12 protein-coding genes are annotated in these 12,305 nt (G+C 71.2%); 4 read left to right on the top strand and 8 right to left on the bottom strand.

Translation table 11 applies throughout. From position 1 onward, the window contains the following. The first annotated feature begins 42 nt into the window (after positions 1 to 42). On the top strand, positions 43 to 585 hold the full coding sequence (locus tag QSK32_RS36850) for a GerMN domain-containing protein (RefSeq protein ID WP_285474606.1): 543 nt from the start codon (positions 43 to 45) through the stop codon (positions 583 to 585). Here the strand turns inward: QSK32_RS36850 and mnhG are convergent. Genes mnhG through QSK32_RS36890 form a run of 8 tightly spaced genes read right to left on the bottom strand, consistent with a single transcriptional unit; the run spans position 529 to position 8,079 of the window. Next, positions 529 to 912: a monovalent cation/H(+) antiporter subunit G gene (gene mnhG, locus QSK32_RS36855; protein WP_045740707.1), complete on the bottom strand. Its 384-nt coding sequence runs from the start codon at positions 910 to 912 to the stop codon at positions 529 to 531. The genes QSK32_RS36850 and mnhG overlap by 57 nt on opposite strands. Beyond that, positions 912 to 1,175, bottom strand: coding sequence for a monovalent cation/H+ antiporter complex subunit F (locus QSK32_RS36860; RefSeq protein WP_045740706.1), 264 nt, complete (start codon positions 1,173 to 1,175; stop codon positions 912 to 914). The genes mnhG and QSK32_RS36860 overlap by 1 nt, the downstream gene beginning before the upstream one ends. Further along, complete coding sequence (locus QSK32_RS36865; RefSeq protein ID WP_045740705.1) at positions 1,172 to 1,753, bottom strand: Na+/H+ antiporter subunit E; 582 nt, start codon at positions 1,751 to 1,753, stop codon at positions 1,172 to 1,174. Before QSK32_RS36865 ends, QSK32_RS36860 begins: the two co-directional genes overlap by 4 nt. Continuing rightward, the gene (locus QSK32_RS36870; protein WP_285474550.1) at positions 1,750 to 3,264 is read right to left on the bottom strand and encodes a Na+/H+ antiporter subunit D; all 1,515 of its coding nucleotides are present in this window, start codon (positions 3,262 to 3,264) and stop codon (positions 1,750 to 1,752) included. The genes QSK32_RS36865 and QSK32_RS36870 overlap by 4 nt, the downstream gene beginning before the upstream one ends. After that, entirely contained in the window at positions 3,261 to 3,662 is a 402-nt protein-coding gene (locus tag QSK32_RS36875; RefSeq protein WP_045740703.1) for a Na(+)/H(+) antiporter subunit C, read from the bottom strand. The genes QSK32_RS36870 and QSK32_RS36875 overlap by 4 nt, the downstream gene beginning before the upstream one ends. Beyond that, positions 3,659 to 6,472, bottom strand: a complete 2,814-nt coding sequence (locus tag QSK32_RS36880) for a Na+/H+ antiporter subunit A (protein ID WP_285474551.1) — start codon at positions 6,470 to 6,472, stop codon at positions 3,659 to 3,661. The genes QSK32_RS36875 and QSK32_RS36880 overlap by 4 nt, the downstream gene beginning before the upstream one ends. Before the next feature lie 15 nt (positions 6,473 to 6,487). Next, the gene (locus QSK32_RS36885) at positions 6,488 to 7,135 is read right to left on the bottom strand and encodes a response regulator (RefSeq protein WP_285474552.1); all 648 of its coding nucleotides are present in this window, start codon (positions 7,133 to 7,135) and stop codon (positions 6,488 to 6,490) included. Continuing rightward, entirely contained in the window at positions 7,132 to 8,079 is a 948-nt protein-coding gene (locus tag QSK32_RS36890) for a sensor histidine kinase (protein ID WP_045740700.1), read from the bottom strand. Before QSK32_RS36890 ends, QSK32_RS36885 begins: the two co-directional genes overlap by 4 nt. Before the next feature lie 145 nt (positions 8,080 to 8,224). Between QSK32_RS36890 and QSK32_RS36895 the strand changes: the two genes are divergently transcribed. The 3 genes from QSK32_RS36895 to QSK32_RS36905 all read left to right on the top strand — a co-directional run bounded on the left by QSK32_RS36895 (position 8,225) and on the right by QSK32_RS36905 (position 12,172). After that, positions 8,225 to 9,472 (top strand): acyltransferase family protein, encoded by a 1,248-nt coding sequence (locus QSK32_RS36895; RefSeq protein WP_285474553.1) that lies wholly within the window; start codon positions 8,225 to 8,227, stop codon positions 9,470 to 9,472. Positions 9,473 to 9,474: 2 nt separating this feature from the next. Beyond that, the gene (locus tag QSK32_RS36900) at positions 9,475 to 10,290 is read left to right on the top strand and encodes an SAM-dependent methyltransferase (RefSeq protein WP_045740699.1); all 816 of its coding nucleotides are present in this window, start codon (positions 9,475 to 9,477) and stop codon (positions 10,288 to 10,290) included. Positions 10,291 to 10,492: 202 nt separating this feature from the next. Next, positions 10,493 to 12,172: a putative bifunctional diguanylate cyclase/phosphodiesterase gene (locus tag QSK32_RS36905; RefSeq protein WP_285474554.1), complete on the top strand. Its 1,680-nt coding sequence runs from the start codon at positions 10,493 to 10,495 to the stop codon at positions 12,170 to 12,172. Positions 12,173 to 12,305 lie beyond the last annotated feature (133 nt).

The raw sequence follows: 12,305 nt of genomic DNA on the forward strand, positions 1-12,305 counted from the left end.
AAACCCATACCGACCGTGAAACGGATACCGGGCGTGAAACGGATGTCGATGACGGCCGCCGTCATGCTCGTGATCGGGGGCTGTGGTGTGCCCGTCGACGCCGAACCCCGTAACGCCGACGGCCCGGGCGGGCTGATCCCGTCCCAGCCGCCGATGATCCCCGATCAGGGGCTGGTCACGCTGCGCCTGTGTTTCGTGCGGGACGCCCACCTGGCCCGGATCCCGCGCCGTGTCCCGGAGCTGGTCGGCGCGCAGGAGCAGCTCCGCGTCCTGCTCGAGGGACCGTCCGCCACCGAGGTCGCGGACGGTCTGAGCAGTGCCCTGACCGGCACCACCTCGACCATCGAACTGACCCTGGACGGCGGCCGGGCCACCGTCGAGGTCGGCGACCGGTCCCCGCACGGGGTGCGGACCGACGAGATCCTCGCGTTCGGTCAGATCGTCTGCACACTGTCCAGCCGCCCCGAGGTGGGCACAATCATGTTCACCAGCGGCGGGAAGCCGCTGGAGGTGCCCACCCAGGACGGGTCACTGGCCGGGGGCGCGCTGACCGTCGCCGACTACGACAGCCTGATCACTTCCTGACTCCTCGGTGCCGGCCAGCTCGTCGATCACCAGCAGGTCCCTACGGGCCTGCCCGGACCGGTACGCCGCCCGCCCGACCATGTGCGCCGCCACCGGCGCGGTCGCCATCTGGAAGATCGCGACCAGGATCAGGGTGGTGCCGTCGACGTGGTCGCGCAGTCGCAGGCCACAGCCGAGCAGCACCAGCAGCAGGCCGAGGACCTGCGGTTTGGTGGCCGCGTGCATCCGGGAGAGCAGGTCCGGGAAGCGCACCAGCGCCACCCCGGCGGAGAGGCTGAGCAGCGCCCCCAGGATCAGGCAGACACCGGCGATGACGTCGAGAACCATCAGCGGCTCCCCTTCCTGACGGCGAAGCGGGCCACGCTCACCGACCCGACGAACCCGAGAATCGAGAGCACCACCAGGACCGGCAGCCCGGTGGCGTCGCGGGTGAACGCGACCTCGGTGGCGATCGCGACCATCACGATGGCCAGCAGCACGTCGGTCGCGACGATCCGGTCCAGCACGGACGGGCCGCGGACCATCCGGACCAGGGCGAGCACCGCACCGGCACTGAGCAGCAGGGTGACGATCACGGCGACGGCGATCACGACGTCGGCTCCTTCACATGGTGGATGGCCGCGACCGGCAGCTCGACCACGAACACGTCGAGTGCGGCCCGCTCGGCCGGGGACCCGAACGCCAGGATGATCCGGCGTTCCAGGTCGAGCACGTCCTGGCGGAACCGTTCGCAGTCGGGGGGACCGGAGACGCCGAGCACGTGCACGTACAGCACGCCCTTGTCCCGGTCCACGTCGACGATCAGGCTGCCGGGCACCAGCGACAGCGCCTCGGCGGTCAGGGTCAGCCCGAGGTCGGAGGGCGCCTGCAGGGGTACGGCGATGACCGCGCTGCGTGGCTCGTGGCCGAAGCGGAACGCCGCCACGGCCACCTGCGCGCTGGCCACCACCAGGTCGACCAGGAACCGTCCGGCGAACCGGGCCACCCCGGCGGGGTGGATCCGGCCGGCCCAGGTGATCGCCGGCAGCGGGAACACCGCCAGCACGATCACCGCGATCAGCGCGCCGCCGGCGAAGGTCAGCGGGCTGAACGTGCCCCAGAGCAGCACCCAGATGACGGTCAGCCCGGTCGCGGCGACGCACCGGTCCCGCCACCGTCCCCCGGTCACCGGGTTCCCCCGCCGAAGACGGCGGTCACGTACCCGGCGCGTTCCATCAGGTCGGTCGCGGACTGGTCTCCGACGGCGAAGAGCGGGCCGGCCACCACGCTGAGTCCCACGCCGAGGACGACGAGGGCGAGGGTGGGGCCGACCATGAGCGGCGGCAGCAGGGTTCCTCCCGGTTCGGTTTTCGGCATGCTCGGGTGCGGGGTGCGCCAGAAGGCGAGGTTCCACACCCGGGCGATGGCGTACAGGGTGAGCAGGCTGGTCAGCACCCCGCCGGCGACGAGTGCCCCGGCGAGGATCCCGCCGTGGGCGACGCCGGCCTGGATCAGGCCGACCTTGCCGATGAAGCCGGAGAACGGGGGGATGCCGGCCAGGTTCAGCGCCGGGACCAGGAACAGCACGGCGAGCAGCGGGGACAGTTTGCCCAGCCCGCCGAGGCGGTCCAGGGCGGTGCTGCCGCCGCGTTTCTCGATCAGGCCGGTGACCAGGAACAGCGTGGTCTGGATGGTGATGTGGTGGACCACGTAGAAGATCGCGCTGGACAGGCCGAGCTGAGTGGCGAGCCCGACCCCGAAGAGCAGGTAGCCGATGTGGCTGACCAGCGTGAACGACAGCAGACGTTTGATGTCCTGCTGGGCGACCGCGCCGAGGATGCCGACCACCATGGTGAGCAGGGCGCAGACGAGCAGCACCACCGAGGCCCGCCCGCCGGGGAACAGCAGCGTCTCGGTCCGGATGATCGCGTACACGCCGACCTTGGTGAGCAGTCCGGCGAAGACGGCGGTGACCGGGGCCGGCGCGGTCGGGTAACTGTCCGGCAGCCACGACGACAGCGGGAACACCGCCGCCTTGATGCCGAACGCGAGCAGCAGCATCGCCTGCAGGATCAGTTTCAGTCCGGCGGGCAGCGCGTCGAGGCGTTCGACCAGGTGGGCCAGGTTGAGCGTGCCGGTGGCGGCGTAGATCAGCCCGATCGCGGTCAGGAAGACGACCGACGACAGCAGGCTGACCACCACGTAGGTGGCGCCGGCCCGGATCCGGTTGCCGGTCCCGCCCAGGGTCAGCAGCACGTAGCTGGCGACCAGCAGGATCTCGAATCCGACGTAGAGGTTGAACAGGTCGCCGGCCAGGAACGCGTTGGTCACGCCGGCGGTCAGCACCAGGTACGCCGGGTGGTACACCGACAGCGGCGCCTCCTCGTCCCCGTCGGCCATGCCCTGCCCGATGGAGTAGACGAGCACGCAGACGGTGACCGCCGACGAGACGACGAGCATCAGCGCGGCCAGCTGGTCGGCGACGAGCACGATGCCCAGCGGCGCGACCCAGCCGCCGACCGCCACGACCAGCGGTCCCTCGGTGGTCGACAGGTGGAGCAGTGCCGCCGACACCAGCAGGGTCGCGGTCAGCACGGTCAGGCTGACCGTGCGCTGGGCGCGCGGCCGGCCGGCCATCATCAGGGTGAGCGCCGCCCCGAGCAGGGGCATCACCACCGGAAGCGGAACCAGAAACGTCATCGGGTGGGCTCCTCGGTGTCCTCGATGCCGGAACCCTCGTCGCGTTCGGCGAGCCGCATGATGCGGCGGTCCTCGTCGTCGTCCTGCACCTCGTCGTGCCCGGACAGCGCCCAGCTGCGATACGCCAGGGCCAGCAGGAACGCGGTCATCCCGAGGGTGATCACGATGGCGGTGAGGATCATGATCTGGGGCAGCGGGTCGGCCATCGCGTCCTGCGGGCCGAGCCCGACGATCGGCGGGGTGCCGGCCGCGCCGCCGAGCAGGATCAGCAGGTTGACGCCGTTGCCGAGCAGGATCATGCCCATCAGCACGCGGGTCAGGCTGCGTTCCAGCACGAGGGAGACACCGGCGGCGAACAGCACGCCGATGATCACCACGTAGACCAGGTTGGGGGTCATACCGGCTCACCCACCTTGTCTGATTCGTCTGACATTTCAGGGACATCCGCCTGTCGATCCAGCTCGGCGCCGAGACTGCGCAGGATCTCCAGGACCATGCCGACCACGATCAGGTAGACCCCGATGTCGAACGCCGCCGACGTGGCGAAGTGCAGGTGGCCGAGGAGCGGCAGGTGCACGTCGATCAGCGCGCTCTGCAGCACCTCTCCCCCGGCGATCAGCGCCGCCGCGCCGGTGCCGACCGAGATCAGCAGGCCGGTGCCGAGCACCAGGCCGGCGTCGACCGGCGCGGCCGCGTTCAGCTCGTCCCGCCCGCCGGCCAGGTAGCGGGTGGTCAGGGCCAGGCCGGCGACCAGGCCGCCGGCGAACCCGCCACCGGGCATGTTGTGCCCGGCGAAGAGCAGGTAGATCGAGAACAGCACGATGGTGTGGAACAGCAGGCGGGCCACCACCTGCAGGATGATCGACTGGCGCAGCGACTCCGGGACCTCGGCGGCGCGCAGCCAGCCGGAGCCGGTGGTCGGCACGTTGCCCTGCTCGGCGCGACGCTGCTGGAGCGCCTGCGAGCGCCGGAAGATCAGGCTGGCCACGCCGGTCGCGGCCACCACCAGCACGGAGATCTCCCCCATGGTGTCCCAGGCGCGGATGTCGACCAGGGCCACGTTGACCACGTTGTTCCCGCCGCCGTAGGAGACGGACAGGTCCGGGAAGTCGACCGAGATCGGGACGGCCTGGCGGCCCATCACCGCCGCGTACGCCATCCCCGAGGTGACCAGGCCGGTCGCGACGGCGAGCGTGTTACGGGTCCACCGGTTGATCCGCAGCGGGCGGGCCGAGAACCGGGCCGGCAGGCGGCGCAGCACCAGCACGAACATCACGATCGTGACGGTCTCCACCAGGAACTGGGTGAGCGCCAGGTCGGGGGCGCCGTGCAGCACGAACAGCAGCGCAACGCCGTACCCGCAGACGCCGACCAGGATCATCGCGGTCATCCGCCGCCGGGTGTTCACCGCCAGCACCGCCGCGGCCACCACGACCAGCCCGACCACCAGTTGCAGCGGGGTGTCCCACAGCCGCACACCGGACGGCCAGGGCGCGCCGAGCGACAGCGTGACCGCGCCGAGCACCACCAGCACGATCAGGATCGACCCGAGCGAGAACGGCAGCGAACCGCGCTGGGTGGCACCGGTGACCTCGACCGCGGCCCGGTCCACGCCGGACATCAGCCGCCGGTAGACACCGTCCGCCGCCGGGAACCTCTGGCCCGGCCATTCCCGGCGCCGGTGACCGGCATAGATCAGTCCGCCGAGCACGAACACCGCCACCGACAACACCACCGGCAGACCGGGGCCGTGCCACAGCGCCAGGTGGTAACCCGGTCCCTCTTCACCGAAGCCGTCGGCGTACGGGGACAGCAGGGAGTCCAGTCCGCCCGCGGCGACTCCGGCCGCCACGCCGGCCGCGGCGAGCACCAGGGCCGGGGTGACGAACGCGAACCCGGCCCGCTCCGGGACGGTCCCGTCCACCCCGGGCTTGGTCGCGAAGGCGCCCCACAGGAAGCGCAGCCCGTACGCGACGGTCAGGCCGGACCCGGCGACCAGGGTGACGAGCACGACCGCGCCGGTGGTCCCGTCCTCGGCGAACGCCGCGAACAGCGCCTCCTTGCCGACGAACCCGAGAAGCGGCGGCACCCCGGCCATCGACGCCACCGCGAGGCAGCCCGCGACCGCGACGGCCGGCAGACGACGGCCGAGCCCGCTGAGCCGCCGCAGGTCCCGGGTCCCGGTGACCTTGTCGATCACCCCGACGACCAGGAACAGCGCCGCCTTGAACAGGGCGTGCGAGAGCAGCAGCGCCGCGCCGGCGAGCGCCGCGGTCCGGCCGGCCGCCCCGAACGCCACCGTCAGCAGGCCCAGCTGGCTGACCGTCCCGTACGCGAGGAGCAGTTTGAGATCGTGCTGGCGCATCGCCGCCCAGCCGCCGAGCAGCATGGTCGTCAGACCGGCCACGACCGTGACCGGCCGCCAGGGCCCGGCGGCCGACAGCACCGGCCCGAGCAGCCCGAGAAGGAACACCCCGGCCTTGACCATCGACGCGGCGTGCAGGTAGGCCGACGCGGGTGTCGGCGCGGCCATCGCGGCCGGCAACCAGAAGCTGAACGGGAAGACCGCCGACTTGGACAACGCGCCGAGCAGGATCAGCACCACCGCGGTGGCCAGGTATCCGCCGCCGGGCAGCGGTCCGGCCGCGATCTGCGACCAGCGGTACGTGCCGGCGTGCTCACCGAGCATGACGAACCCGACCAGCATGGCCAGGCCACCGAACGTGGTCACCACGAGGGCCTGCATGGCGGCCCGGCGGCTCGCGGCCTGCTCCGGGCTCTGGCCGATCAGCAGGTAGGAGAAGACCGTGGTCAGCTCCCAGAACACGTAGAGCAGCAGCAGGTCGTCGGTGAGCACCAGACCGGTCATCGCGCCGGCGAAGGAGAGGAACACCGCGGCGAACCGGCCCAGCCCCTCGGCGCCAGGCGTGAAGTAGCTCGCGCAGTACACCAGCACGATCGCGCCGATGCCGCCGACGATCAGCAGCAACAGCCAGGACAGGGTACCCATCCGCAAGTCGAGACCGATGCCGAGCTGCGGCACCCACGGGATGCTCAGCGTCGGGGTCCGGCCGGTCTGGGTGACCGCCCAGGCTACCGCCGACGCGGGCACCAGAGCGAGACCGTACAGCGCACGGTTGCCGAACGCACGGATCAGGGCGGGGGCCGAAACCGCCGCCAGGGCATGCAGGATCAACAGGACTAACACAGTTTTACTCCGCCGTCACGGCTCGATGAGACCGGCACGGATCGCGTACCGGGTCAGTTCCTGGCGGTCGCGCAGGCCGAGCTTGGACAGGATGTTGGTGCGGTGCCGTTCCACCGTCTTGACGCTGATGTACAGCAGCTGGGCGATCTCCTTGGTGGAGTGGCCCTCGGCGACGAGCTTCAGCACCTGCTCCTCGCGTTCGGTGACGGCCCGGTCCGGGATGTCGGCGCCCGAGCGGGCGCGTTCCAGGTAGTCGCGGACCAGGGTGGTGACCGCGCCGGGATAGAGGAACGGCTCGTCGCGCATGGCGGCGTGACACGCCTCGACCAGGTCGCGGTCGGCGACGGACTTCAGCACGTAGCCGGCCGCGCCGACGCGCAGGGCCTCGAAGAAATACTGCTCGTTGTCGTACATCGTCAGGATCAGGATCTTGGTGTCCGGCAGGCGCCGGGACAGCTCGCGGGCCGCCTGCAGGCCGGTCATCCGCGGCATCGCGATGTCCAGCACGGCCAGGTCGGGCGGATCCACCCGGGCCAGTTCGAGGGCCTCCACGCCGTCGGCCGCCTCGGCGATGACCTCCAGGTCGGGTTCGCCGTCCAGGATCAGCCGCACGCCCCGGCGGACCAGGGCGTGATCGTCGGCGAGCAGGATGCGCGTGGTCATGTCTGTCCTCCCGGGACTCGCAGGGTCACCGCGGTGCCGCCCCCGGGTGGCGACGCGACGGTCACGGTGGCGCCGATCAGCAAGGCCCGTTCCCGCATGCCGCGCAGTCCGGCGCCCTCGGCCGCGCCGCGCAGGCCCTTGCCGTCGTCACGGACGCTGAGCTCGACGCCGCCGCCACCGTCGCCGCCGAGCCGCAGATCGACGTGGCGGGCGCCGGCGTGCCGGGCCGCGTTGGTCAGGCTCTCCTGGGCCACCCGGTAGACGACCAGTTCGGCGTCCTTGCCGAGCGCCGGCAGGTCCTTGCCGACCTGCTTGCGCACCGACAGCCCGGCGGTGGTGAACTCGGTGGCCAGGGCCCGCAGCGCGCTCGCCAGGCCCAGCTCCTCCAGCACTCCCGGCCGCAGCCGGCGGGCGATCCGGCGGATCTCGTCGAGGCTGTTGCGGGTGGTCTCCTGCACCTGCGTCAGCTGGTCCCGGACGTCGTCGGGGGCCAGCTTCGCGACCCGTTTGAGGTCCAGCAGCACCGCGGTCAGCGTCTGGCCGATCTCGTCGTGCAGTTCCTGGGCGATCCGGTGCCGTTCGGCCTCCTGCGCCTGCAACGCCCGGCCCGCGCTGGTCGCCCGCTCCGACTCGAGGCGTTCCAGCATGGTGTTGAACGCGCCGATCAGCGCGGCGACGTCACCGCGGCCACGGGCCGCCAGGCGGGTGCCCGGCCGCAGCAGGTCGACCGTGGTCATCACCCGGGTGAGCCGGGCCAGCGGCGCCAGGCCGACGCGCAGCAGCACGACGTTGGCGATCAGCATGGCGATCATCCCGCCCACCACGATCACGGCCTCACTGGCGCGGGCCTGCGACGATATCGTCACCGGCCCGAACAGCAGCAGGAGCACCGCGACGACCAGCATCACCGCGTTCAGCGAGAAGATCCGCCCGAAAAGCGACATGCCATCATCACCTCACTCCGTCGTCGGTCGCACTGCGTGATTCCACTACGCAGCCTGCCGGGTACGCTCCGGAGCGTCCATCCGGGCTGACCCCCACGTCCGGCACTTTTCCGCTTGTTGATCTTTGTGCGGTATCGTGCGCGCGGTGACGAGCAGAGCCGCCCAGCCGACGACCCCCCTGACCCGGCTGCCATCGTTGACCGGACTGCGCTGGATCGCGGCGTTCCTGGTCTTCGGCTTCCACGTCGGCACGCTCAACCTCATCGAACCCGACCGGTGGCACCGGGCCTGGGACAGCGTCTTCGGCCTGGGCGCCTCCGGCGTCTCGTTCTTCTTCGTGCTCAGCGGGTTCGTGCTGGCCTGGTCGGCCCGCCCCGGCGACGGGATGTTCCGGTTCTGGGGCCGGCGGCTCGCCAAGATCTACCCCAGCCACCTGGTGACATGGGCCGTCGTGATCGGCGTCATGATCTGGTGGGGCGACACCATCGACTGGAACATCGCCCTCACCAACCTGGGACTCCTGCAGACCTGGACGTCGGCCGACGGCTACCAGTACTCGATCAACTCGGTCAGCTGGTCACTCTGCTGCGAGGTGTTCTTCTACCTCTGCCTGCCGTTCGCGATGCCGCTGCTCAGGCGTACCCCATCCTGGGTCCTGTATGCCGGACTCGCTCTCCTGCCCGTGCTGATGCTGCTCGTCTCCCAGCCACTCGGCCTGCAGGACACCCCCCTCGGCCGGGTCTTCCCGCTCACCCAGTTCGTCTCCGAGGAACAGAGCTGGTGGTTCACCCAGCTGTTCCCGCCGGTCCGCAGCCTGGAGTTCTGGACCGGCGTGCTGGCCGGCGTCCTGATGACCCGCCGCCACTGGTTCGGGCCCGGCCTGTGGATCTCCACGCTGTTCTTCGTGGCCGTGTACGCCACCTGCTCCCTGGTCGTCCCCGGCGAGTACTGGCTCGCAGTCCTGACCGTCGGCTACGTCGTGCTGATCGCGGGCGCCGCCAAGGCCGACCTGTCCGGCGTGCGCTCGCCGTGGCGTACCCGTCCGATGGTCTGGCTCGGTGAGGTGTCCTTCGCGTTCTACCTGGTGCACGTGGCGCTGATCCAGAACGTGCTGCGCCTGCTGGAACGCGGCGGCGAGGGCTGGGACCCGCTGCCCGCGGCCGGCGCCATCGCCGCGTCGGTCGCCGGCTCCCTGCTGCTGGCCTGGCTCCTGCACACCTGCGTGGAGAACCCGATGATGAAGCTGCTCGCGCCGCGCCGCCGCAAGCAGGCCCCGGCGGTTCCGGCTCAGCGCGCGCCCTCCTCGCCTTCCGCGCCCGCCTCGCCTTCCGCGCCCGCCTCGCCTACTATGGCCGGGCAGCTGGCGGACATTGGCGGAAATCGATCGGAGTAGCGGTGACGGAGTCCGACGCGTGGGTGCCCGACGAGGTTGACGTGACCGTTCCGAACGCCGCCCGGGTCTACGACTTCGCACTCGGCGGCGTCCACAACTTCAAGGTCGACCGCGAGTTCTGGGAACGCGCCACCAGCGCCAACCCGCACGCCCACCTGGTCGCCCGGGCCAACCGCTCGTTCCTCGGCCGGGTCGTGCGCGACCTGGTCTCAGGCGGCGTCACCCAGTTCCTCGACATCGGCTCCGGCATCCCCACCCTCGGCAACGTGCACGAGATCGCTCAGGAGGCGAACCCGGGCGCCCGGGTCGTCTACGTCGACATCGACCCGATCGCCGTGCAGCAGAGCCGCAGCCTGCTGGCCGGCAACCCCTACGCGCGTGCCGTCGAGGGCGACCTGCGCAAACCGGAGGACATCCTCTACCGCGACGAGGTGGTCGAGTTCCTCGACTTCTCCCGGCCGGTGGCCGTCCTGATGGTCGCGGTGCTGCACTTCGTCCCGGACACCGACGACCCCGCAACGATCCTGGCGACGGTCGGCAACGCCCTGGTCTCCGGCAGCCACCTGGTGGTGTCACATCTCGCCCCGGAGGTCACGCCCGAGGCCCGGGAGAAACAGGAACAGGCCCGCAGACTGTACGAGCGGACGCCGACCCCCGTGGTGATCCGCACCGCCGAGGAGCTGGAAGCCCTGCTCGGCGACGACTTCGCCCTGCTCGAACCGGGCATCGTCGCGGCCACCTCGTGGAAACCCGACCCCGACGAGGCCGACGAGCCACCCCAGCCGACCGCCCTGGTCGCCGTCGCCCGGAAGCGGTAACCCGGGTCACCCGACCGGGGGTGTCCGTTTTCGCATTTCGTGAGGTCCGCCCGCCGCCGGCCTTGTCACATGTCATTGACCTGGGACAACAGTCCGGACTTATACCGGATCATCCCGTACCGCACAAGAAGTGGCCGCCGACCGTCCACGGTGACCATAATGCGGCGGCCCCGACGACGCGGGCCGGACCGGAAGGAACCCGATGACCGAGCTGGACGCGCTCACCGAGCAGTGGCTGCGCGACGTCATGGCGGCCGGTTTCGTCCCCGGCCCGCGCGCCCGGTCCCGCGCCGCCCTGCGCGACCTGATGCAGGAGATGGCCGCCGCGATCCGCGCCGAACCGTTCTCCCCCACACCCGGCACCGGCATCGGCCGCGAACTGGTCGACCTGCGCATGCAGAAACCACAGGTCCTGGGCGCGACCGTACGCCTGTTCGCCGACCGCCTCCCCGACCTCCTCGACGGAGACGCCGACGAGAACCGCACCCGGGTCCTGCTCGTACTGGAAAGCCTGACCACCGGATTCGTCACCGCGCTGCGCGAGGTGTCGGTCAGCGCCGCCGAAGAGATGAACCGCACCGAGAAACTGCACTGGAAGGGCCGCCAGCGGGAACTGTTCGACAGGTACCGCCGGGCGGTACTGCACGACCCACGCAGCGGCCTGCCCAACCGCGCCTCCCTGCGCGACCACCTGCACACCACGATCACCGCGGCCGGCTGCCGAGACCGGGCCGGCCTCTGCCTGCTCAGCATCGACCGGTTCGCCGACCTCGACGACGCCCTCGGCCACGACCGCGGCGACCGGCTCCTACAGGCCGTCGGCGGGCGCCTGCAGACGGTCGCCGAGGACCGGCACTACCTGGCCCACCTCGGCGAAGACCAGTTCGCCCTGGTCGTGACCGGCACCACCGGCACCGAACAGGTCCTCAAACTGGCCGACCGGGCCCGCGCCGCCCTCGACGCCCGCCCGCTGCTCCTCGTCGACGACCTCCAACTGATGGTCACGGTCACCGCGGGCGTCGTCGAAGCCCCGGTCGCCGGCACCGACCCGGAGACCTGGATCCGCGACGCGCACCTGGCCCTCGGCACCGCCCGCACCGAACGCCGCGACCACGCCGTCGTCGACCCCGACCGGGCCCGCGCCGACCTGCACCGGCACCGGATCGCCGCCACCCTGCCGGCCGCCCTGGAACGGGGCGAATTCTTCCCCGCCTACCAGCCCCTCTACCGCCTGGCCGACCGGACGGTGACCGGCGTCGAGGCGCTGGCCCGCTGGCGAACCCCCGACGGCACGGTCCACGGCCCGGACCAGTTCATCGCGCTCGCCGAACAGACCGGCCTGATCAAGGCGCTGGGCCGGTCCCTGCTCGCCCAGGCCTGCCGGCAGGGCGCGACCTGGCACCACCAGGGCCACGACCTGCTGATCAGCGTGAACCTGTCACCACTGCAACTGGACGACCCGTCCCTGGTCGGCGACGTCGCCGACATCGTGCACCGCAGCGGCCTCCCGCTGCACCTGCTCCAGCTGGAGATCACCGAGAGCGCCGCGGTCGTCGACCGGCACGACACCCTGCGCCGCCTGCACGACCTGGGCGTCACCCTGGCGATCGACGACTTCGGCACCGGCTGGTCCAGCCTGGGCAGCCTGTCCCGCCTGCCGATCAGCACCGTCAAACTGGCCGCCGAACTGGTCGCCGACCCGGCGTCACCGATCCCCCGCCACGTGATCCGCCTCTGCCACGACCTGGGCATCACGGTGCTGGCCGAGGGCATCGAATCGGCCGCCCAGGAACGCTGGCTCCACTCACTGGGTTGCGACAACGGCCAGGGCTACCTGTTCGGCCGGCCCACTTCACCCCGCGACGTCACCGCTCTGCTCTGACGCCCACCCGCCCCGCCCGCCGATCACGGTAGACCCGTCACGGTGCCCGTGTCGGTGGTGCCCGTGCCTACCGCTGACTTTCGACGATCGGCGCAGTCGCCCTCCGAACTGTCGACGTGCGAGCCGCCCCACA

It is taken from the genome of Actinoplanes sp. NBRC 101535 (genome assembly GCF_030269225.1).
GTDB lineage: Bacteria > Actinomycetota > Actinomycetes > Mycobacteriales > Micromonosporaceae > Actinoplanes > Actinoplanes rectilineatus.